Here is a 22641-nt window from a genome sequence, read left to right as displayed (position 1 = left end):
GGAGGCCGGGCCGGTTAGCCGAGGCGTGCGTGTTCCACAGGTCCGGAGATGACATCTTTGAGTTCCGACCTGCTCGCGACGTGCAGTTTCGCGTACACCTGGTACAGGTGCCCTTCAACTGTCCGGACAGAAACGTGCATCTCGTCCGCGATTTTCCGGTTGGACGTACCCGCGGCCGCCCTGACGGCCACCTCGGATTCCCGGGCCGTCAACGTCGAGGTGAGCAGGGAAAGCACACCGTTCCGCGGGTTGCCGAACCGGTCCTCGAGGGACTGCTGCGTGCGCTGGGCCATCCTGAGGGAAATTCGGTTACCCGCGTCGTTGGCGCAGCTGACCGCTTTCCTGGTCGCATCCCGGGCGAAGACCGCATGGCCGGCGGCATCGGCGTCCTTGGACGTTGCCAGCAATTCCTCGCTGTCGGAATTCTTCAAACCTTCCGCAAATCGCGAGCACAGGCCGGCGAAGCGCCCGGTGACCTGGCCCGCAAGATCGGCTAGTTTCTGGTTTGCCTGGCGGTCTCCCACCCGGGCCACCGCCGCGAGGAACTGGAGCGCGGTCGCAAGCGCAGAGGCTTCGGCATCGCTGTCGGCTTCCTGCTTCATTGCGCGGAGCGCCTCGGTCTTCTGGCCGATTTCCGCCTTGGCAGACAGCTCGAAGTACCGCGTCATCCGGTTCACCAGCCACGATGCCCTGGGCTGCGGGTCCTCGATGTCCACCAGCAGCGCCCCGGCCTTTTCCTCATCACCCTGGAGCGCGAAGGCATAGGCGCAGGCCGCCACTGCAAGTCCGGCGACCGCATCGGGATCGTGCAGCCTCAGCTGCCAGACCCCGGACTGGAGCCGCTCCAGCGCCCCGGTGACGTCACCCCGGTGGAGGTCGACGATTCCCTGGCCGATCTCGAACATGCTGCCCAGCCTGGGCTGCGCGTCCCAAGCCTCCGAGGTGGCCGCAATGAAGTCTGCGGCCTCCCGGAATTTTGCCGACAACAGCAGAATCTGCAGGAACCGTCCCCGGATGTCGCGGAGCGACGCGTCGGACAGGTCCAGGAAGCCGGCGGCAAGAATGACCTGCCTGCCCAGCACCACGGCACCCAGGATGTCGCCGGTGACTGCCCTCGCTTCGGACAGCAGGCTCGCCGCCATGATCTTGGCTTCGCTGCCCAGGTCCGCGGAGTCCACATCCTGGAGCATCTGCAGGACATCGCCGTACCGGCCTTCGAAGGCTGCCAGCGCGGCGTAGGCCAGGCGCACCCGCTCCGCCACCGAACCCGGCCCGTTCCCGGTGTCCCCGGATACCGTGAGCCGCAGCTCAATCTCCTGCACGCGGGCCAGCGCATTTCCTGCCAAGGCCGGACTGCGCCTGTCCAGCTCAGCCCACAGCAGCTGCAGGGAGGCCCATTCATCCAATGCCAGTCCGTCACCGGCCCGCTTTTCAACATCGGTCAGGATCCGGCGGGCCGCTTCGTCATTGTGCAGGGAGATAAGAGCCCGGGCAGATTCGATGGCCACGTCCGTCAACTTCTCCCGTCCGGCGATTTCCCGGGTAAACCTCAGGGCCGACTGCGGATCGGAGAACTTGTTCGCGAGGCGGGCAGCCGCCAGGGCCAGACGGGGATCCACTTCTTCACCGCAGTCGAGTGCCCAGGCGACCGCAGTGGACCCGGTGTATTCGTCAAGGTCCTGGTCCTGGAGCACAGCACCCAGTCGGCGGCGAAGTTCCGCACTGCGTCCGGGCGGCACTACGCTGGCGACGATTCCCGCGGTAACCGGGTTGGTGATGCTCACCATGGGCGGATGGTCATGGCTGACCCGGATCAGTGCCCGTTCCTGAAGGGTGTCGATGTCCTGCGCCTTCGACACGTTCATCAGGGTCTGCAGGGGCAGGGCCCCAGCGAGCGACAAGATCTCAAAGACATCACGCTGGCCCGGACTGAGCCGGTTCAGGCGGGCTTTGAGCACATCCCTGATCTCGCCGGCCAGCGCCACCGGCCTGTCCCCCAGTACCCACGAATCTTCGTGGCGAACAATGACTCCCAGCTTGATCTGTTCCCTGGCCAGGGAGTGCAGGAAGAGTGCATTGCCGCCGCTGGCGTTCCAGAGGGCGCGTGCCGCGGTGTGGGAGAAGTTTCCACCGTACTCCTGGGCGAGGCTGTCCATGGTTTCGCTGAAATCGAAAGGGCCAAGATCCACCCGGCGCAGCAGGTCATCCTTCCAGAGCCCCATGATGTCGCTGCCCAGGTTGGGAAGGTCCACGCACGCGGCGAGCAACACGACGTGGCCGCCGGCGCAGAGCTGGGCCACCATCATGGTGGACAGTTCATCGAGGTCATGGGCATTGTCGACGAAAAGTACGACGCTGCGGCCCTGGGCACGGGTGTGGAGCAGCTGCGTCAAGCCACGCAGAACCATCAGCGGGTGCTCGAGGTGGGAGGAATCAAGTTCGTTAAGAAGTACGCTCAGTGCACCGTACGGCAACTTGGAGGAAATGGAACTGCCCCGGACCTGGACCACCAGGAAGTCATCCCCGAGCTGTTCAAGGGCCCGCTGGGCAATAAACGATTTTCCGGCCCCGTGTTCCCCCACAATCACCGCCCCGCAACCGGAACCCGAGGTCAGCGCCGACACGACGTCCAAGACGGTCTTGTGCCGGGTGTAACGCTTTTGGTGCCACCCCTTCCCCTGATGTTGGGCGGCTGAAATCACATCTGTTCTGCCGCTGCCCGCAGGCAGGCCGGCTTCTTGCTGAAACATGAGAGAGACCTTCGCAATCAAAGTATTGACTACCGATAGGTCCAATCTATGGAGACGAGGATTTGTCGGGATGCGTAAGTGCTACTCGATTACCAACGTGGTGATCGGCCGCGGGCTACGCAGGTGTACTCAGAATCCGCGGACCCTCAGGGTTACAAAACCAAGTAGTCGGAGCCGCCGCACAGACTCCGTGCCGCTGCGAGCCTCTGTCAGCTGCGGGGCTCTGCCACTCGGTGGACGACGCAGTCCTGGCACGGCCGCCCGGCCTGCGGGCGGCCGAGCCAGGACTGCGGACCGTAAAGCTTAGGGAGCCGACGGCGGCTGGGGGGAGGAACCTCGGTCTCAGAAGGTTCCGACGCCGTCGGCTCCGTCAAAGGGGTTCACGCGTTAGGCGGGAACCAATTGGGGAGACCATGGAAGAAATTTAGTGTCTACTGCAGCAGAGCGGAATGTCCCCAAGGCCGGCGATCCTGGCAGCTTCATCGGAGGGCCTGGGCCGCTTCCGCGTTGATAGCTCCACGTTCAAATCCTTTGTCGGGTGGTACTGCCCGGGTGATTCCTGGTGGGCGGGAGAATCCTGGTGGGTGATTCCTGGTGCCTGAATACAATTTAGCGAACCGGACGGCACCGGGGCACCGGTAGTCCGTACTCGAATTCGTGCCGGGTTCCGGACGAGCCGGGATCGAGGGTACTTGTCACGGCAACGGGCACGTGGCGCTTGCGCGGTCCGGCTACGCGGTCCCCATACCCGGGCGGCCCGGAGCCTACTTGCCCGTGCCCCGTCCCTACGCACGCCGGGGCGGCGGTAGGGAGTGATGCCGTCAGGGTGCCGGTCAACGGAGAACTGGAAAATGGTCACGGCGGCTAGGCCGGGGACACACCCGGCAGCTGGTCCCGGCCGCTGACATTGAGCTTGGCATAGCTGCGGTACAGGTGGCCTTCGACTGTCCGGATGGATACCTGCAGCTCGGCGGCAATCTGGCGGTCGCTGAGGCCGCGCACCGCCAGCGCCACAATGTCGCGCTCGCGGCGCGTCAGCACACCAAGGGCGTCGGCATCGGCTTCCGGCTCCTGCCCGGCAACACTGTCCATTCTGTCAAGGCACCGCTTCCGCTGGGACAGCGCCGCGCGCTCCCGGAGGGTGTCCCCGGCTGCCCTGTATCCGTTCGCGGCGGCGTCATAGGCCAGCGCCGCAAAGCCCCACAGCTCGGCGTCTTCGCAGCTCTTGCCCGCTTCGAGATGGTCCGCGGCCTGGTCGGTGTTGAGCGCAGCCGCATAGTGGCAGATGGCAGCTGCCCTGGGGCCCTCGAGTTCGGGCTGCAGTTCAAGCACCCGGGAAGCGGCATCCCGGTCCCCCAGGGCGAGGCAGAAGGCGAGGGCGTCGAACTCAAGGCCAGCTGTGGACCCCCCGGCCTGCGGACGGCCCAACGCCCGGAGCTCGTCAATGGCGCCCGGGTAATTGCCGAGCCGGGCCTTGCCGTAGGTGACTGCCATTTGCGAAAGGATGCGCAAATAGCGTGAAACTGCCCGTGGTGCCGCATCGTAGTCGGCGAGGAATGCCGCGGCTTTGTCTTTGGCCCCGACTTCGGCGGCGGCGGCGAAGGCCATCGAAGAGGTCAGGGCGAAGAGCTGCTGGGGATCCGCGAGCCGCAGTGACTCCAGTGCTGCGCTGAGGGTGTCCAGGGCCTGGGCAGCCTTGCCCTGGTACAGCAGGATAACGCCGTGCGCGGCGTGGACTCCCCCGCCGAACGAGATGCGGTTGGGTCCGGGACCGGCTGCTACTCCGGCCAGGAGCGTCTCCGCGGCTTCCCAGTCGCCGCCATGGATGACCGCTGCTGCTGCCCGCGCGACGAGGAATTCCGCGAGGAAATACAGTTCGTCGTGTCCGGAGCCCGCGGATTCAAGTGCCTCGGACACCGTGGCGAACGCCTGCACGGCCTTCCCCTGCACGAGGAGTCGTTCCGATTCCAGGGCCAGCCTGAATGCAGCTTCAAGGGCGTTGGCCGGCGGGCCAGCCCACACGTCGGCCTGCGCTCCGTCCCCGTCCGGGTACTCGCCGGCCAGCGCGAACACCATGGCGTGCATGGTGGCATAGCGCTCCCGCGTGGCCTTGAGGATTCCCTCGGCGTCCTCGGGGTTTTCCTTGGCCAGCCGTTCGCCTGCCTCCAGGAGGGCCCCGGCCCGGTCCATGATGTCGGCCGGGCTATGGCCGAGTGCGGCCTGCACGGCAGCCCACATCAGGGTGCCTGTCAAGAGGACCGCCACGCTGAGCCCCTTGGCGAAGTCGGCCTCCAGGATGTCCCGGGCGGCCGCGTAGTCCGAGGTGTTGAAGTAGGTCCGTGCGGTCACAGCCCGTGCCGCCACCTGGAGTTCAGGATCCTTGATCAGGGCGGCGGCCCTGCGTGCCAGCTCGTCCTCGTAGAGCCGGCTGGCGAGCACGGCTGCCCGGAGCAACTGCCGGTCGTCGACCTCCGCTCCGCATTCCATCGACCAGCTCACCTGCCGGAGCAGGCCTTCCGCCGACGTCGGTTCGCTGTCCATGAGGCGCAGGAGGCTCTGCCGGAGTTGGAGGCTCCGCGCCGGAGAAATGAGGTTGCGCAGGGTGTCGGCATAGATCGAGTGCCACAGCCGCAGTTGAGGGTGGGGTGCCGGTGTAACGCGGATCAGCTCATGTTCAATGAGAACGGCCACCGGGTCTTGGCCCACTGTGGCCTCGATCAGCTCGCGGGACACCGGTTCGGCCAGGGCAATCAGGTTCAGGGCCTGACGCTCTTCCGGCGAGTGCCGGAGCAGCTGCCGGCGCACGACGTCGGACAGGCGGTCCCCGTGACTGTTCAGGGGACGCCCGAGCAGCCACACCCCGTTATTTTGCAGCAGCGTGCCGTCCTTTTTCGCATCGTCGATCAGCCCGTTGAGCAGCAACGGGTTGCCCTCGGAGGCTTCCCAGAGGATCTCGGCGACGTTCGGAAGAACCTGGGGTCCCAGCTCGCGTTCCAAAATTTCAGCAGTCTGCCCCTGGGTGAGCGGGCGGAGGTCGATGCGTTCTGCTATGCCTTCAAACCACAGCTGCAGCAGTGGTTCCGGCAAACCCGGCCGGGCGGCTGAGGCCACAAGCAATTTCGCCCAGCCGGCGGCGGCGAGTTCCACCAGGATCCCTGCGGTGGCCTCGTCAAGGTCATGGGCGTCGTCGACGATCAGCAGCAAGGGCATTTGGCTGGCACGGCGCTCTTGCTCCAGCCGGGACCAGAGGGTCCTGAGTACCGCAAGTTGCGACGTCGCCTCCTGAACGGGCAACTCGACAATAAAAGGACCCAGCACCCCGTACGGCACGTTCGTCAGCGAGGGGCTGCCATGGATGCGCACCGGCGTGACGGTAGATCCCAGCTCGGCCACGACGGCGTCCAGGAGCGTGGATTTGCCGATCCCGCTGTCCCCGAGCAGCAGGACCGCGACGTGCGTGCTGCCCTGGATCGCCTCCACCGCCAAGCCCAGATCCTCCGCTCGGCCGGTCAAGGCGGTGGATCCTCCCGCCTCATCGCGGGCGGCTGCACGCTTCCTAGATGAGTCCAAGCAGATCACTTCGCGAGGAAACTCCCAGCTTGGTAAACACCTGGTACAGGTGTCCTTCCACAGTCCGCACAGAGATACCGATGGCCAGGGCGATGTCCTTGTTGGTGACCCCGTTGCCCGCGAGGGTGGCTATCTGGCGCTCCCTCTCCGTGAGCAGCGGCCCCTTGTTCCTGGGCATGATCGGCAGGGCCGGTACGGAACCCGCAAGGCTCTCCAAGATGGCGTGTGCGGCGCTCGCCTTCCCGCTCAGCCCCGCGGCCTTGGCAAAGTCGAAGGCGAGGGCGGCGCATCGGGCCTGGACGGCGTCAAGTTCCATGGCGGCTGCCTGGCCGGCGGCTTCCAGCATGATGGCGGCATCCTTTTTGCGGCTGCCCACGGCGACGGTGCGGGACAGCTCCGCCAGCGGACCCTGCCGCGACGCCGCGATGTCTTCCATGAACTGGAAATCCTTGGTGGTGCCGTTGACCGTCGCGCCGAGCATAAAGATACCGGCCAGGGTGTACCGGCCGCGGCGGAAGTGTTCCTCGGCCGAACGCACCAGCCGGTCCTTCGCCTCCGGATCGCCCAGCCAGCGCGAGGCCATGTCCATGCAGAAGTCCGCGGAGCTTCGGACCGTAAAACGGGCGGCTCCCTCCGCTGACCGGGCCCGGTCCAGGTAGACCGTGGCCTGCACGGAATTCCCCGTCTGGGCGTACGCGAAGGCAGTGGCCGCGTAGGCCTGCCGCAGCGAGTGCAGGCTTGCCCGCACTTCAAGCTGCGCGATCGCGGCCAGGAGCGGGTCGAGTGCCATGTATCCGCGGCCCGCATAGACGTAGGCGAGGCCCACGGCCAGATCAGTGGGCGCGCTGCCGGAGTGCAGCCCGTGGCCCGCCCGGCCGCTGGCGTCCTTGAGCATGTCGATACTCTGGCGCCACTGTCCGGACAGCAGCAGCACATTGAAGGATCTCCACGCGAAGTTCTCGCGGATCCGGGGGACGTTGGACCACTCCCCCAGCTGGCCGCCGATGTCGCGCATCAGCTTGCGGGCTTCGAGTTCCCTGCCCGTCATGCACAGGGCTTCCATCAGAATGATTGCGGACCGGAGCCGGTGCACCGGATCCGCGTCATCCGCTTCCGACGAGGCAGCCGCGGTGAGCCGGTCCATCATGGGCGCGTAGTCACCTACGAAGGAGAGGTAGTTGAATTCGCAGAGGTCCAGGCACAAACGGGCCCGGGTCAGCTCCCCGGCCGACGCCGCCGGGTGGTCCCCACCGAGTTCGTCGAGATGCTGCCGGCCCTGCCGGACCAGTTCGGGAACCTGCCCGGTCCGGTCATCGAGCCACGACATGCAGTCCGCTTTGGCGGCAACCAGCTCCGCGTACTCCCCGGCACCCAGGGCGCTGATCTGTGCTTCCGAGACATCGTCCAGGGCAGCCATCGCCTGCAGCGGCAGTCCCAGTTGCAGGTAGGCTGCGGACTTTTGCAGCTGCCCCTCGGTCCATTCCGGGTCCGCCGGGGTCAGGCTGCCGGCGCATTTGAGCGCGAACTTGGGGTCGAAGAGTTTGACGGCGGCGCCGGCAGCCGCCACGGCGTGGGCCGGCGCGAGGGGCGCGTCGCAATCATGGGTCCATGCGGCGTAGGCCAGCAGGTCTTCCACCGTGAGCTCATTCAGCTCGTCCTGCTGGTGTCCCGGTACCTTGTCGCGCAGTTCCAACCGGCGCTCCACACTGAGCCAGTTCCGGACGATGTCGCCCAGATAGCGGTCCCCGAGCGAAACGAGGTGCCGGTCCGTGCGGTCAACGACTATCTGGCCGGCGTCTTCCATGTCCGCAATGACCCCGGGGCTGTACATCCGCGCGAGCCTGGCCAGCGGCAGGGTCCGGGCACAGGAGAGCACTTCGATGACCTCCCGGGCCACGGGTGTTTCCCGGGCGTACCGGGCCCGCACAATGTCTTCCAGCGCCGTGCGCCCGTCCAGGACCACCTCATCCACCAGTGTCCAGACGGATCCGGACAACACAAGGTTGCCCCGTTCAATCTGTTCGGAGACAACGGCCTGCAGCAGGGTGGGGCTGCCGCCGACCAGCTGGTGCAACTGGCTCGCCAGCGCGCTGGAAACCCGGTGCCCGAGCGCGGCTTGGAGCACCTCGAGGGTTTCGACCTCCGTGAGGTTGGCGAGCCGGACCTCAGCCAGCTGGCCGGAGGTGATGAGCCAGTAGAAGTCCGGCGGAAGGTCCGTCGTGCGCTGGGCAGTCGCAACGAGCCGCGCGGTCCGGGTCTGGAGCAAGTTAAGCAGGACGCCCGTACTCAGTTCGTCCAGTCCGCCGGCGTTGTCGAGCAGGATGACGCACTTCCGTCCGGCGGCGTCGTCACGGATCCGGGAGGTGATGCCGTGCAGGATGGCAGTCGGCGAGCCAAGGGAACTTTGCGGCAACCGCGCGAGCGTGAACGCGAGGCACCCGTAGGGGGTCGCAATGCCGGATCCCGGGCTGCGGAGCTGCAGCGTGTAGACGTCGGGGCCGAAGCCCATCACGGCGGTACGGCCTACCTGGGTCTTGCCCACGCCGCGGTCGCCGGTGATGACCACCCCCATCCGGTCCTCTGTGACGAGGGCATTACGAACCCGGTCGGCGTCGGCATTGCGCGCGAGACCTGACCACCTGTGCCGGTCCAGCGGACCGGTTGCAGGTTCTTCCGAGGCGGGTGCCAATGTAGTGGAAACATTCCCCCAGCCCAGCGATTCCCTCGACATCTAGTTTCCTTTGCACCGCTCTGCGGACAGCAAACCTGAGACCGTCCGCCTAGAAGTAGCGTATCCCTATCCCCCGACATGAGAGTAGAGCGATCATAACGGCATTTCAGGACGCTTGGAAGCAATTCGCCGCGTCGGCTGCGGCGCGTCGAGCGGTGCAGCACGCCGGAGTCTTTGTGAGTCTTCGGGCTAGGGTGTCTTCGCGGGGTGGAACTCCTGCTGGGCGGCAAGCAGGCCGTCCCGGACCAGGACCTCCACGGCGTCGGCCGCGGTGTCGATCAGGAACGGGAGTTCCTTCTTCTCCGAACCGGAAAAGTCCTTCAGCACAAAGTCGGCGGTGTCCATCCTGCCCGGCGGACGGCCCACACCGACCCGGACCCGCAGATAGTCCTTGGTGGCGAGGGCCTTGCTGATATCCCGCAGACCGTTGTGGCCCCCTTCGCCGCCGCCAAGCTTCAGCTTCACGGTGTCGAAAGGAATGTCGATCTCGTCGTGCACGGCGATGACGTGGCCGGGCTCGATGTCGTAGAACTTGGCCAGCGCCGAGACCGGACCGCCGGACACATTCATGTAGCTCAGCGGCTTGGCCAGCACCACCCGCGGGCCGCCGATGCCGAGGCGGCCTTCCAGGACGTGGGCCCGCGCTTTGTGGGACTTGAAGCCGTTGCCGATCCGGGAGGCGAGTTCATCGAGGACCATCTGTCCGACGTTGTGCCGGTTGTGGGCATACTCCGTTCCCGGGTTGCCGAGGCCTACGATCAGCCAGGTGTCAGTCATGGGTGCGTCCTTCGCTCAGGCGGGCAGGTTCCCGTCACCAGGGTCCGGCGCTGCCGGGCGGAGACGACGGCGGCCGGGCCCCAGAGGGACCCGGCCACCGGAGGATTCGCCGGAATTACTCGGCTGCAGCCTCGGAAGCTTCGGCGGTAGCCTCTTCGGAGGCCTCTTCCGCGGTGACTTCGGTGGCCTCGGAGATGTTGACAACCAGTGCCTCGGGGTCAGCCAGCAGGACGGAGCCCTTGGGCAGGACCAGATCGGAGGCGTGGATGTGCTCGCCGGCGCTGCGGCCTTCGATGCTGACCTCGATGGCGGTCGGCAGGTGCGTGGCCTCGGCCTCAAGGGAGACTGTGGTCATTTCCAGGTTGTGGACGTTGCCCGGAGCCAGTTCGCCGCTGAGGTGGACGGGGACGTCAACGGTCACCTTCTCGCCGGTGCGGACGGTCAGCAGGTCCAGGTGCTCGATGATCTGCTTGATCGGGTTGCGCTGGATGTCCTTGACGAGGGCAAGGTGCTGCTCGCCGTTGATGTCCAGGGTCAGCAGGGCGTTGGCGGTGCGCACGGCCAGGGTGGTGGCCTTCGCCGGCAGGGTGATGTGGATCGGCTCGGCGCCGTGGCCGTAGATGACGGCCGGGATCAGGTTTGCCATGCGGGCGCGGCGGGCGAAGCCCTTGCCGAATTCGGTGCGGACTTCTGCTGCGAGCTTCTGCTCAGACATGGATATCTCCTCGTTGGATTTCAAGCTGTGGGTCTAAACGGTGTTCAGCAAGGGCGGAGGTCTGTTTGCGACCTTCAACGCCGGGCTGCTGTGCAGCGGCCCTTCAGAAGGAGATTCAGACCCAGTCGATAACGGATACCAGCAATCCGATGAACCGCGTTTACTGTTTCCCACACGGCTTACCGGCGCTTTCCCTCGCCAAGGTTTCGGTTCAAGGTTACCAGTGCGGGGCCGCAATCAGGAAAACAGCCCCGCACAGGCGGCGGTTGAGCATGCGCAAGCGAGCCCTAGTGCGCTCACCTGCGCTCTATAAAGGGCTACGCGTTGCCGTCGAACAGGCTGGTGACGGAGCCGTCGTCGAACACTTCGCGGATGGCGCGGGCGATCAGCGGTGCGATGGACAGCACGGTGAGCTGCGGGAAGCGCTTGCTGGCGTCGATCGGCAGCGTGTTGGTGACCACAACCTCGCGGGCGCCGGACTCGGACAGACGCTGGGCCGCCGGATCGGAGAACACGGCGTGTGTTGCCGCGATGATGACGTCCTTGGCGCCGGCGTTCTTGAGCACCTGGACGGCACCGGAAATGGTTCCGCCGGTGTCGATCATGTCGTCGATGAGGACGCAGGTGCGTCCTTCGATCTGCCCGACGACCGTCTTGGAGACGGCCTGGTTCGGAACGGTGAGGTCGCGGCTCTTGTGGACGAAGGCCAGAGGCGCCCCGCCGAGGCGCTCGGCCCACTGCTCGGCCACGCGCACGCGGCCGGTGTCCGGGGAAACCACCGTGATGTCGTCAGCCCCGACGCGGGTGCGGATGTAGTCCGCCAGCAGCGGGATGGCCATGAGGTGGTCCACGGGCCCGTCGAAGAAGCCCTGGATCTGCGAAGTGTGCAGGTCCACGCTCATGATGCGGTCGGCGCCGGCGGTCTTGTACAGATCGGCGACCAGGCGTGCGGAGATGGGCTCGCGGCCGCGGCCCTTCTTGTCCTGCCGGGCGTACGGGTAGAACGGGGACACCACGGTGATGCGCTTGGCGGAGGCCCGCTTGAGCGAATCGATCATGATGAGCTGTTCCATCAGCCAGTTGTTCAACGGGGCGGGGTGCGCCTGGATGACGAAGGCGTCGGTGCCGCGCACGCTCTCGCCTGCCCGCACGTAGATCTCACCGTTGGCGAAGTCGTAGGCATCCAGGGGCAGCAGCTCGGTTCCGAGCTCCTTGGCGATTTCCCTCGCCAGCTCGGGATGCGCGCGTCCAGCGGCAAGCACCAGCTTCTTCTCGCCGCGTGCCGTAATTTCGCTCATGTTTGCTAGCCCTCTTCTGTAGTTGCCGGAGTACTGGAGGAAGTTGTGGTGGCGCCGGCCGCCTCGGCCAGGGACGCGGAGAGCGAGTCAGGCCGGTTCGCAAGGACCCATCCCTCGGCGTTCTGCTGCTTGGCCAGGGACAGGACCAGGGCACCGGGCGGCACGTCGCGGCGGATTACCGCGCCGGCGCCGCTGTAAGCGCCATCGCCGACCTGGACCGGAGCGACGAAGACGGTGTTGGAGCCGGTGCGCACACCGGACCCGATGACCGTGCGGTGCTTCTTCTCGCCGTCGTAGTTCGCGGTGATGTTGCCGCAGCCGATGTTGGTGTCCTCGCCGATCTCGGCGTCGCCGGCGTAGCCCAGGTGGGAGAGTTTGGAGCCGCGGCCGATGGTGACGTTCTTGGTCTCGTAGAAAGCACCGATCTTGCCGGTCTCGCCGAGGACCGTGCCGGGCCGCAGGTAGGTGAACGGACCGACGTTTGCCTTGGCGCCGATCGTGGAGCCGGACCCGTGCGTGCGGACCACTTTGGCACCCTCCCCCACCTGTACATCGGTGAGGGTCGTGTCGGGGCCGACGACGGCGTCGCGCGCCACCGTTGTGGTGCCGTGCAACTGGATGTTGGGCAGCAGCCGGACGTCCTCGTCGAGGGTGACGGTGGCGTCGATCCAGGTGGTGGCCGGGTCCACGACCGTGACGCCGGCCCGCATCCAGGCTTCGACGGTGCGCCGGTTGAGTTCGGCGCCGAGGGCCGAGAGCTGGACCCTGTCATTGGCGCCCTCCACCTGCCAGCGGTCTTCGGTGACGACGGCGGCCACACGGCCTCCGGCCGCACGGGCCAGGCCGAGCACGTCGGTGAGGTACTTCTCGCCCTGGGCGTTGTCGGTGGTGACGTGGGCCAGCGAGTCGCGCAGCACGCCGGCATCGAAGGCGTAGATGCCTGAGTTGATCTCGCGGATTGCACGTTCGGCGTCCGTGGCGTCCTTGTGCTCCCGGATGCCGGAGACCGATCCGTCCGCGGCCCGGAGGATGCGTCCGTAGCCCGTCGCGTCGTCCAGGACGGCGGTGAGGACGGTCACGGCGTTGTTCCCGGCCTCGTGGCTGGCGACGAGTTCGCCGAGCAGCTGCCCGGTGAGCAGGGGCACGTCGCCATACGTGACCACCACCGTGCCGCTGACCTGCTGCTGGGGGTGAAGCGCGTCGAGGGCGTCGAGGGCGGCTTCAACGGCACGGCCGGTTCCAGGCACCTCGTCCTGGTCGACAATCAGGGCTGCCGGGTCGACGGCGGCGACGTGGGCGGCCACGAGGTCGCGCTCATGCCGGACGACGAGGGCCAGCTCCTGCGGCCGGATGGTGCGGGCAGCATGCAGCGCGTGGCCGACGAGGGACCGGCCGCCGATCTCGTGCAGGATTTTGGGGGTACGGGACTTCATCCGGGTACCGGCGCCTGCAGCTAGGACGATTACGGCGGCTGGGCCTGTGTTCTCGGGGCTCACGTACGGGCTCTCCTTGCTCTGCGGCTTAGCTCATGCCGCTGCTTGGTGTATCTGGGTGGCCGGCGGCTGGGGCCTGGTGATGCGCCTTGGTTGCCGGATCCGTGCGGCCTGGGCCGCCCGGACACCGGTCACGGCGCCAGATTCATCCTACTGGACTCATCGCGGGCCGCGCCCGCCGGGTGCCGTTTTACGGTGCCACGACGCGCAACAGTTCCGCCCATAGGACTCGAACCTATACTCCACGGCTCCAAAGGCCGGGGTGCTGCCATTACACCAGGGCGGACCATGCCAAGGCGCTGAGCCTGTGGCACGAGAGTCAATTCTGCCATACTGCGTTGCCGCCCAGTGCGGCGGGGACGACCGGAGCGCGGCCGCCCGTCTCCCCCCGGGTGATCTGGGGCATGATGGAGCGGTGAGCAACAGCACAGGGGTATCCGAAGGGGCGGAGGGTCGCGGCGGCCGGCCTGCACGGGCCGCCGGCTACGTGCCGCGGATCCGGATGACAGGGCCCCAGCGCCGCAGCCAGCTCATCGGCATCGGCCGCGGGCTCTTCGCCCTCCGCGGACTGGACGGAACCACCATCGAGGAAATCGCCGCGGCCGCGGGGGTCTCCAAACCGGTGATCTACGAGCACTTCGGCTCCAAGGAAGGCCTGTACACCCAGGTTGTTGAGTATGAGTTCCGGATCCTGCTGAGCTCCATCACCGAGGCACTGTCCGAGGAAGCCAAACCGCGCGTCCTCGTGGAGCGGGCCGCCCTGGCCCTGCTGAGCTATATCGAGGAGCGCACCGACGGGTTCCGCATCCTCATGCGCGATGCCCCGCCGACACAGCCCGAAGGCGCGTTCTCCACCCTGCTCTCGCACGTCACGGCCCGTGTGGAGTACATCCTGGCCGACGAGTTCGCCCGCCGCGGCTTTACCTCGGCCGACGGGGCCATGTACGCGCAGATGCTGGTCGGCATGGTGGCCATGACGGGCCAATGGTGGCAGGACAGCCGGACCCCGGATAAACGCGAGGTGGCGGCCCACCTGGTCAACCTCGCCTGGAACGGCCTCACAGGCCTGCAAAAAGACCCGGAGCTCCGCAGCGAGGATTAGTCCTCAAGAAAACGCCCCGGGCACGGGCACCGACCCGGCCAACGGACATGCCCTCCCCCGGCGGCGAACAATGGACATTTGGCCAATATGCCCATTCCTGGACCTCGCCGTTGGACATGCCCGGGAGTCCTGCACCACCCGAGTGGGCATGCCCATCCTTTGAGGGCGCGTGGAACGGCCTCACCGGCCCCGATTTGAAGTCCGAGGGGTAGTTTGCCCGTGCGGTCACCTACGCGGCGCAGCCAGCCCAGGCTGGCCGGCCTATTCGCCGAGGACTTCCAGGGCTCCCAGCCATTCGAGTTCGAGGGCTTCGCGTTCGACTGCGAGGTCCTTGAGCTGCTTGTTGAGCTCCGCGAGCTTGCCGACGGCGGACGGGTCCGCGGCCGCGGCGGTCATCTGGGCGTGGATCTTGTCCTCCTGCTGCGTGAGCTTGCCCAGCTGGCGGTCGATGCGGTTCTTGGCCTTGCGGGCATCGCGCTTTTCCGCTTCCGAGGGACCGGCGACGGCGGGGGCGGAACTGCCGCTGGCGGCGGTGACGGGGTTGCCGCCGCCGGTGATCGTGGAGCCGGCCATCGCCGCTTCGCGCAGTTCCAGGTACTGGTCCACTCCCCGCGGCAGGGCCCGGATCTTGCCGTCGCCCAGGAGCGCCATCTGGTGGTCCGTGACGCGTTCGAGCAGGTAGCGGTCGTGGCTGACGACGACGAGCGTGCCCGGCCAGCCGTCCAGGACGTCCTCGACGGCGGCCAGGGTGTCGGTGTCGAGGTCGTTGGTGGGCTCATCGAGCATCAGCACGTTCGGCTCCCCCACCAGCAGGCGCAGGAGCTGGAGGCGCCGGCGTTCGCCGCCGGAGAGGTCCTTGACCGGGGTCCACTGCTTCTCGTTGGTGAAGCCGAGCTGCTCCACGAGCTGGCCGGCGGTGAATTCCTTGCCGCCGACATTGAAGGAGCGCTTTTCGCGCTCGATCACTTCGATCACGCGCAGGTCCGAGACGTCGTCGAGCTCCTTGACCTCCTGCGACAGGACCGCGGTGACCACCGTCTTGCCGCGCTTGACCTTCCCGGAGCTGGGCTGGATTTCGCCGTTGAGGAGCTTCAACAAGGTGGTCTTGCCGGCGCCGTTGACGCCCACCAGGCCAAGCCGCTCACCGGGAGCAAGCCGCAGGGTGATGTTGTCGAAGAGCTTCTGCCCGGCATCGCCCCCGAGGAAGTCGAGGGAAACGTTCTCGAGGTCCAGGACGTCCTTGCCGAGCCGGGCGGTGGCCATCTTGCTCAGTGCCGTCGAGTCGCGCGGCTCGGGAACATCGGCGATCAGGGCGTTGGCCGCCTCGATCCGGAATTTGGGCTTCGCGGTGCGGGCCGGGGCCCCGCGGCGGAGCCACGCGAGTTCCTTCTTCACGAGCTGCTGGCGCTTGCCTTCCGTCACGGAGGCGGCGCGGTCGCGTTCAGCGCGGGCCAGCACGTAGGCGGCATAACCGCCGTCGAACGGGTCCATGATGCCGTCGTGGATTTCCCACGTCTTGTTGCAGACTTCGTCGAGGAACCAGCGGTCGTGGGTGACCACGAGGAAGGCGCCCTGGTTGGCCCGCCAGCGGGTCTTCAGGTGCCGGGACAGCCACGCGACGCCTTCGACGTCGAGGTGGTTGGTGGGCTCGTCGAGCATGATGACGTCGTGGTCTTCGATCAGCAGCTTGGCCAGCGCCACGCGGCGCTTCTGCCCGCCGGAAAGGGCGTGCACGTTGGCGTGCCAGTCGACGTCGGACACGAGCCCGCCCATGACCTCGCGGATCTGCGGGTTGCGGGCCCATTCGTAGTCGGCCTGGTCGCCGACGATGGCGGCGCCGACCGTGAGGTCGCCGTCGAGGACGTCGCTCTGGTCCAGGTAGCCGATGTTGACTTCGCTGCGTTTGGTCACGCGGCCGGAGTCCGGGGTGGCCCGCATCGCCAGCAGGCGCATGAGTGTCGACTTGCCGTCGCCATTGCGGCCGACCATGCCGATCCGGTCGCCCTCTTCGAGTCCGAGGGTGATGCCGTCAAGAACGGTACGGGTTGCATACGAGACGGTGAGGTTCTCGCCGCCGAGCAGGTGTGCCACTGGGAACTGCTTTCCTAGAGAAAATTTATGCCAAGCAAATGTGCCGGATCGGTTCGACCCGGGCCGACTACGCCGTGGAGGGGACGGCAGTCCTATTAAAGGAGCGTATCGGAGATGATGCGTGCCCCGTGAACCGGGCCGTGCACCGCCATGGCCTCAAGGCCGTGGTGCCGGAGGTCTTCGGCCAGGCCCTCGGCTGCCGCCGGGCTGTGCGACAGCAGCGCCACCGTGGGCCCCGAGCCGGAGACAATCCCGGCGATCGCCCCCAGCGACTCGCCGAGTCCGAGCGTGTCCCGGAGGCTGGGCGCCAGCTCGATCGAGGCGCGCTGCAGATCGTTGACCAGCACCCTGCTCAGGGAATCGGCGTCGCCCGCCCGGAGGGCCTGGAGGATCATCGGGTCCACGGCAGTGGGTTCGTCGATCACCGCCTCATCGTCAGCGCGCAGCCGGTCCAGGGTCCGGTACACCTCCGGGGTGGGCAGCCCGAAGTCCGCTGTCACGAGGACCCAGTCGGTCTGGGCCTTGACGAGGGCGGGCGAGAGGTCGTCGCCAAGACCGAGCCCGACGGCTGTGCCCCCGAGCAGGGAGAAGGGCACATCGGCGCCAAGTTCTGCGGCCAGGTGGGAGAGCTCGTCGCGGGAAAGCCCGCTGTTCCACAGCGCGTCACAGGCCAGCAGGGTGGCCGCGGCGTCGGCCGAACCGCCGCCCATTCCTCCGGCCACGGGCACCCGCTTGGTGATCTCGAGGTGGACGCCGGTGGAGTGCTCCGAGACGTCTGCCATGATCGCTGCCGCCTTGTAGGCCAGGTTGCGTTCGTCGAGGGGAATGTCCACGCCGTCGAGGTCCAGGGTGCTGGCCGGGCTGATGCTGACGGTTATTTGCCCGGTGTCGGTGCTGGTTGCGGCGACTTCTTCGTAGAGGGACACCGCGAGGTAGACGCTGGCCACCGAGTGGTAGCCGTCCGGGCGCAGGGGCCCGACATCCAGTGAGACGTTAACCTTGCCGGGAGCCTTGACCCGGACAGTCCTCGCGGCAAAGCGCCCTCTCACTGCGTTCATGGCTCCACGCTATGGCATGGCGGGGTCCGGCTCCAAGCACGGCGCCCGGGGCCTGCACGTTGCGGGCCGCCGCCCGGGTTATGGCGCCGGCGTCGCGCGGGCTTCCGCGATCCGGGAAAAAGCCGCGATGTCGATGACCTCACCGCGGGCGGTCGGATCGACGCCGGCCGCGCGCAGGCACCGTTCGGCCTCCGCCGCGCTGCCGGCCCATCCGGCCAGCGCTGCGCGCAGGGTCTTGCGGCGCTGGGCGAATGCGGCATCGATGACGGCGAACACCTGTTCCCGGGTGGCGGTGGTGACGGGCGGCTCCCTGCGTGTGAACGCCACGAGGCCGGAGTGGATTTTGGGCGCCGGCCAGAAGACGTTCATGCCGATGACGCCGGCCTTGCGCATACTGCTGTACCAGGCGGCCTTGACCGAGGGAACACCGTAGGTCTTGGATCCCGGCCCGGCGGCAAGCCTGTCGGCCACCTCGTCCTGGACCATGACCAGCCCGTGGCGAAGGCTCGGGAAGTGCTGAAGCAGATGCAGGACCACCGGCACGGCAACGTTGTATGGAAGATTCGCCACGAGTGCGGTGGGTTCCGCGGGGAGTTCGGTGACCCGCATGGCATCGGCGAGAACCAGATGGAAATCCCCGACGGCGTCCGGCCTCCACCGGGCGACGGTTTCCGGAAGTTTGCCGGCGAGGACCGGATCGATCTCGACGGCGACAACCGACCGGGCGGCGTCCAGCAGGCCCAGGGTGAGGGACCCGAGCCCCGGCCCGATTTCAAGTACCGTCTCGTCCGGGTGGATGTCCGCGGCGGCGACGATCCTGCGGATGGTGTTGCCGTCAATGACGAAGTTCTGCCCGAGGGTCTTGGTGGGCCGGACCCCGATCTCCTCGGCCAGCCGGCGGATGTCAGAGGCCCCCATCAAAGGTGCGGGCGCACCGGCCGGCGTACTGATCGGCTCAGCCATCGGCGCACTGGTTGGAGTACTGCCTGGCGCGGAGGAGGTCGGTTCAGTCACCTAGGTATCCTATCCCGCCGGCGGCCCCGGGCATGGCAAAGGCCGGGTCCGGGGAACCGGACCCGGCCTGGGCCGGGCGTCCGCTGCCGTGGTCAGCCGCTGCGGAAACCGTGCGAGTTCTTGGCGACGTCACCTGACCGTCAGCCGGAGCTGAGGGGCCGGTGCGGCTCCTTTAGCTTGAGGCTGCCCAGCCGCAGCCCCACGGCTGCAGGCCGCGCTGGGCGTAAACGCGGTTGGCGATATCGATCTGCTGGGCCTTGGTGGCCAGGCTGGCGTTCGGGGCGTACGCGCCGCCGCCGGATCCGAGCCAGGTCTGGATGTCGAACTGGAGTCCGCCGTAGTAGCCATTGCCGTTGTTGATGGACCAGTTGCCGGTGGACTCGCACTGCGCGATCTTGTCCCACATGGCTTCGTTCATCATGGCGGGGGCTCCGGCGCCGGTGTTCCCACCGGTCTGGGCTTCCGGCTGCGGCTTTTCCTTGGTGCCGACGGTGACCTTTTTGGTGACCGGCTGCGTGCTGACGGACTGCGACACCAGGGTGCGGGAGGCTTCGCGGCCGTCGACGAGGACAAGCTTGAACTTCTTCTTGATGGAGCCGGCCGCGCCCGCCTGGGTCACCTTTTCTTCGCCCTTGAGCATGCCGGCGTCCTCCGTGGTGAGGGTTTTGAATGGCACGGCTTCGGTTGCTTCCGCCGTCTTGCTGACGTCCACGCGGGAAACCTTGATCACCATGTTGTTGACCACGGGAGCGTTGCCCGGCTGGGAGACGCGGTCGCTGGCCCCCAGTTTGATGCCGGCGTCGGCGAGGAGCTGGCCGACGTTGGCGGCTGTCGTCGTGGTCTTGGCGGCTTTTCCGTCGGCGACGAGGCTCACGGCCTTCGGCGTCGAGATGGAAACGAACGAACCGGAGACGGAGAGCTGGGCGTCCTTCGGGACGGACAGCTCGGAGGCGCTGGCCACGCCGAGTTCCGTCACAAGCTCCCCCACGGTGGGCGAGGTGGTTTTGATGGTCCGCTCCGCGCCGTCCAGACTGACCTTGACGGCCTTGGCGAGGTTGACGTTGATCACGGACCCGTCCTGGACATGGGAATCCGCAGCAGGCGTGATCCGGTCGGCGGACTTGAGTTCGAGGTTGGCGCCCTTCACGACCTGGCCGACGGTGCCGCCGAAGGTCTGGACCGAACTCACTTTGCCGTCCACGTTGAGGGTGACTGTCTTATTGTTTCCGACGAACGCCACCAGCCCCAGCACGAGCGCCACAAGCACCACAAGCTGCGTGCCCACCTTGACGAAGCTGAACTTGCCATCCGATGTGAAGAACTTGACCACGATTGCCCATATCTTTCGGACCATCCGGGCACGGGGAAAAGCGCACACGTCGACCCTCCGCCGACAGCCCGGAGGCAGCACCGGAAGGGGTGCGTTTTGTCCGCGGCAGGCGTGTGCACTGCCACACTCACAAACGAGAGCGCGCATATGGTTCGTTGGCCACGATGCGCGCCCTGCAGGAGTGAAATTATCCGAAGGCCTTCCCCGACCCCGGCTAATAGTTGTCCACTGTAACCGGAGCGTTATAAAGCATCCAACAAATTATGCATACCCGATATCTAACCGAGTGGATGTACTCTCGTCACATCAGTCCCAGGATCCGTATGCCTGAACGGTATTTTCGGCGATCCGCGCGCACAGTTCCGAGAGCTCCCATCCAGTCAATTCGGCCATCGCCCGGACGGTATAGGGGACCATGTAGCTTGCGTTTGGACGCCCCCGGTGTGGATGCGGGGTGAGGAACGGGGCGTCGGTTTCGACGAGGATCCGTTCCGGTTCGGCGATGGCCAGGGCGGCGCGGAGGTTGGCGGCGTTTTTGAAGGTCAGGGTCCCGGCGAAGGACATGTACCAGCCCTCGCTGTTGCAGATCCTGGCCAACTCCTCCCCGCCGGAGAAACAGTGGAACACCACCCGGTCGGGGGCGCCCTCCTCCCGCAGCACCTGGACGACGTCGTCATGGGCGTCCCGGTCATGGATCTGCAGGGTCAACCCGAGGCGTTTGGCAATATCGATGTGGCGGCGGAAGGAATGGCGCTGATGGGCCAGTCCTTTCCCCTCGGTGCGGAAGAAATCCAGGCCGGTCTCTCCGATAGCCCGGATGCGCGGGTGCGCCGCGAGCGCTTCGATCTCAGCCAGGGCCTGTTCCAGTTCACCGCGGGCGGCGTAGGCCGGCGCGTCATTGGGGTGAAGGGCGACGGCACCCAGCAGCCGCGGGTCCAGATCCACCGCCTGCACCGTGAACCGGGACGATTCGAGGTCGCACCCCACCTGCACGGCCCCCTGCACCCCGACGGCGGCTGCGGCATCGAGGGCGTCGGCAATGCCGACCTTCAGCTCGTCGAAGGGGAAATCCAGGTGCGTGTGGTTGTCCATGACCGGCACCGGAAGCGGTTCCGGCGCCGGCGGGTATCCCTGCCTGCCGGCGCCATCGCTGCCGGGCGCACGGAACGGGACGGGAGTCAGGGATTTGTGCATCTTCCCAGCCTATCGGGGCACCCCGGGACGGATGCACCGGGAGCGCCCCGGGGAGTTAACCCGCCCGCGCCATTTCCCGCGCTATGTCCCGCGCTATGTCCCAACCGGGGCACGGCAGATATTTCCCCGGAACTCTCTGTCAGGTCCGGCAGTTGTGTTAGTACGCTGTTAGGAAGACTGGCTATACAAGGAAAATGGAACAACGATATAAACAAAGCTCCGGAACAGACGGCCAGGCACTTATGGCCAGGAAATAAACGGCTAGGAATAGACGGTCAGGAACACAGGCACACACCCGACAAGTGGCCCGGCAGGCTCCATGCCGGGCCACCGGGAACCACCAGGGCTGAAAGGCTACCGATGGACTACCACCGCACCTCCCTAGACGAAGCCCTCCCTGAAGGCCAAAGCCTCCGGGAAGGGTCCGCCGTCGCCGGGCTCCCCGGGACCCGGCGCGCGGCCCAGCCACCGGCGGCCATGGACGCGGAATCGTTCAGTTCCGCCAGCGAGCGCATCCTGACCGCCATCAACACGGTGATCGATGGCAAGGCGGAAGCGGCCAAACTGGCCTTGACCGTGCTGCTGGCGCAAGGCCACCTGCTGCTGGAGGACGTCCCCGGGGTGGGCAAGACCCTCCTCGCGAAGACTCTTGCCCGCACGATCGACTGTTCGGTGAGCCGCATCCAGTTCACCCCCGACCTGCTCCCTTCCGATGTGACGGGCGTGTCCATTTACAACCAGGCATCCCGTTCCTTTGAGTTCCGGCCCGGGGCGGTGTTCGCGAATATTGTCATCGGAGACGAAATCAACCGCGCCTCGGCCAAAACGCAGTCGGCCCTGCTGGAATGCATGGAAGAACACCAGGTGACCGTCGACGGCAAGTCCTACAAACTCGATGAGCCTTTTATGGTGGTGGCTACGCAGAACCCGATTGAAATGGAAGGGACCTACCCGCTCCCGGAAGCGCAGCGGGACCGTTTCATGGCGCGAATTTCCATGGGCTACCCGGACAAGGACGCCGAGATGGAAATGCTGGAAACACACCAGGCGACGTCCCCGCTGACCAAGGTCACCGCCGTCGTCACCGCCGGCGAGGTCGCCTCCATGATCGCCACGGTGAGGCAGGTCTACGTCTCGCAGTCGATCAAGGAGTACACCGTGTCCCTGGGCCGCGCGACGAGGGAAAGCGGGATGCTCCGCCTCGGCGCGAGCCCCCGGTCCATGCTCCAACTGCTGCGCGCGGCCAAAGCCACAGCGGCCTTGGAGGGCCGGGACTATGTGCTGCCGGACGACGTCGTCAGCGTCGCCGAAGCCGTCCTGGCCCACCGGATCATCCTGGACCGCAAAGCCGCGAGCACGGGCGAGACCGCCCAGAGCGTCATCCGCGCCGTCCTGGCGAAGATCCCGGTCAGCCCTGACATGGCGGCGGCGCCGGCAACATCCGCCGGACATGCCGCTGGACATGCCGCCGGCGGCGGGGTTTCCACCCGGGCTGCCACACTGCCGGACCGCCGCTAG

14 protein-coding genes and 1 tRNA gene are annotated in these 22641 nt (G+C 66.7%); 2 read left to right on the top strand and 13 right to left on the bottom strand.

Annotated features, from left to right (window positions below):
* Positions 1-14: 14 nt before the first annotated feature.
* The 8 genes from AC6EUH_RS07080 to AC6EUH_RS07045 all read right to left on the bottom strand — a co-directional run bounded on the left by AC6EUH_RS07080 (position 15) and on the right by AC6EUH_RS07045 (position 13620).
* The gene (locus AC6EUH_RS07080) at positions 15-2750 is read right to left on the bottom strand and encodes a helix-turn-helix transcriptional regulator (RefSeq protein ID WP_499738188.1); all 2736 of its coding nucleotides are present in this window, start codon (positions 2748-2750) and stop codon (positions 15-17) included.
* An 864-nt stretch (positions 2751-3614) separates the two neighbouring features.
* Positions 3615-6263 (bottom strand): helix-turn-helix transcriptional regulator, encoded by a 2649-nt coding sequence (locus tag AC6EUH_RS07075; RefSeq protein ID WP_499738187.1) that lies wholly within the window; start codon positions 6261-6263, stop codon positions 3615-3617.
* A 43-nt stretch (positions 6264-6306) separates the two neighbouring features.
* Entirely contained in the window at positions 6307-9051 is a 2745-nt protein-coding gene (locus AC6EUH_RS07070) for a helix-turn-helix transcriptional regulator (protein ID WP_499738186.1), read from the bottom strand.
* A 189-nt stretch (positions 9052-9240) separates the two neighbouring features.
* Complete coding sequence (gene pth / locus AC6EUH_RS07065; RefSeq protein ID WP_499738185.1) at positions 9241-9828, bottom strand: aminoacyl-tRNA hydrolase; 588 nt, start codon at positions 9826-9828, stop codon at positions 9241-9243.
* A 115-nt stretch (positions 9829-9943) separates the two neighbouring features.
* On the bottom strand, positions 9944-10543 hold the full coding sequence (locus AC6EUH_RS07060; protein ID WP_499738184.1) for a 50S ribosomal protein L25/general stress protein Ctc: 600 nt from the start codon (positions 10541-10543) through the stop codon (positions 9944-9946).
* Positions 10544-10860: 317 nt separating this feature from the next.
* Positions 10861-11841: a ribose-phosphate diphosphokinase gene (locus AC6EUH_RS07055; protein ID WP_056433181.1), complete on the bottom strand. Its 981-nt coding sequence runs from the start codon at positions 11839-11841 to the stop codon at positions 10861-10863.
* A 5-nt stretch (positions 11842-11846) separates the two neighbouring features.
* Positions 11847-13337 (bottom strand): bifunctional UDP-N-acetylglucosamine diphosphorylase/glucosamine-1-phosphate N-acetyltransferase GlmU, encoded by a 1491-nt coding sequence (gene glmU / locus AC6EUH_RS07050; RefSeq protein WP_056433178.1) that lies wholly within the window; start codon positions 13335-13337, stop codon positions 11847-11849.
* A gap of 211 nt (positions 13338-13548) precedes the next feature.
* Positions 13549-13620 (bottom strand) — tRNA-Gln (locus AC6EUH_RS07045).
* A gap of 216 nt (positions 13621-13836) precedes the next feature.
* Between AC6EUH_RS07045 and AC6EUH_RS07040 the strand changes: the two genes are divergently transcribed.
* The gene (locus AC6EUH_RS07040; protein ID WP_056433286.1) at positions 13837-14436 is read left to right on the top strand and encodes a TetR/AcrR family transcriptional regulator; all 600 of its coding nucleotides are present in this window, start codon (positions 13837-13839) and stop codon (positions 14434-14436) included.
* A gap of 261 nt (positions 14437-14697) precedes the next feature.
* On the opposite strand, the gene AC6EUH_RS07035 is transcribed toward AC6EUH_RS07040, so the two are convergent.
* From AC6EUH_RS07035 to AC6EUH_RS07015, 5 genes are all read right to left on the bottom strand, one after another.
* Positions 14698-16527, bottom strand: a complete 1830-nt coding sequence (locus AC6EUH_RS07035) for an ABC-F family ATP-binding cassette domain-containing protein (RefSeq protein ID WP_056433177.1) — start codon at positions 16525-16527, stop codon at positions 14698-14700.
* Positions 16528-16622: 95 nt separating this feature from the next.
* A complete protein-coding gene (locus AC6EUH_RS07030) occupies positions 16623-17585 on the bottom strand; it encodes a 4-(cytidine 5'-diphospho)-2-C-methyl-D-erythritol kinase (protein WP_056433175.1) in 963 nt (320 codons plus the stop codon).
* 78 nt (positions 17586-17663) lie between these two features.
* Complete coding sequence (rsmA, locus tag AC6EUH_RS07025) at positions 17664-18548, bottom strand: 16S rRNA (adenine(1518)-N(6)/adenine(1519)-N(6))-dimethyltransferase RsmA (protein WP_499738217.1); 885 nt, start codon at positions 18546-18548, stop codon at positions 17664-17666.
* Positions 18549-18771: 223 nt separating this feature from the next.
* Entirely contained in the window at positions 18772-19953 is a 1182-nt protein-coding gene (locus tag AC6EUH_RS07020) for a resuscitation-promoting factor (protein WP_499738183.1), read from the bottom strand.
* Between the two features lie 282 nt (positions 19954-20235).
* Positions 20236-21123 (bottom strand): TatD family hydrolase, encoded by an 888-nt coding sequence (locus AC6EUH_RS07015; protein WP_056433168.1) that lies wholly within the window; start codon positions 21121-21123, stop codon positions 20236-20238.
* Between the two features lie 360 nt (positions 21124-21483).
* Here AC6EUH_RS07015 and AC6EUH_RS07010 point away from each other — a divergent pair, with 360 nt between their 5' ends.
* Positions 21484-22641 (top strand): AAA family ATPase, encoded by a 1158-nt coding sequence (locus AC6EUH_RS07010; RefSeq protein WP_499738182.1) that lies wholly within the window; start codon positions 21484-21486, stop codon positions 22639-22641.

The sequence above is a fragment of the Arthrobacter sp. 001422645 genome (genome assembly GCF_059816125.1).
This window is presented reverse-complemented; position numbering and strand designations above follow the sequence as displayed.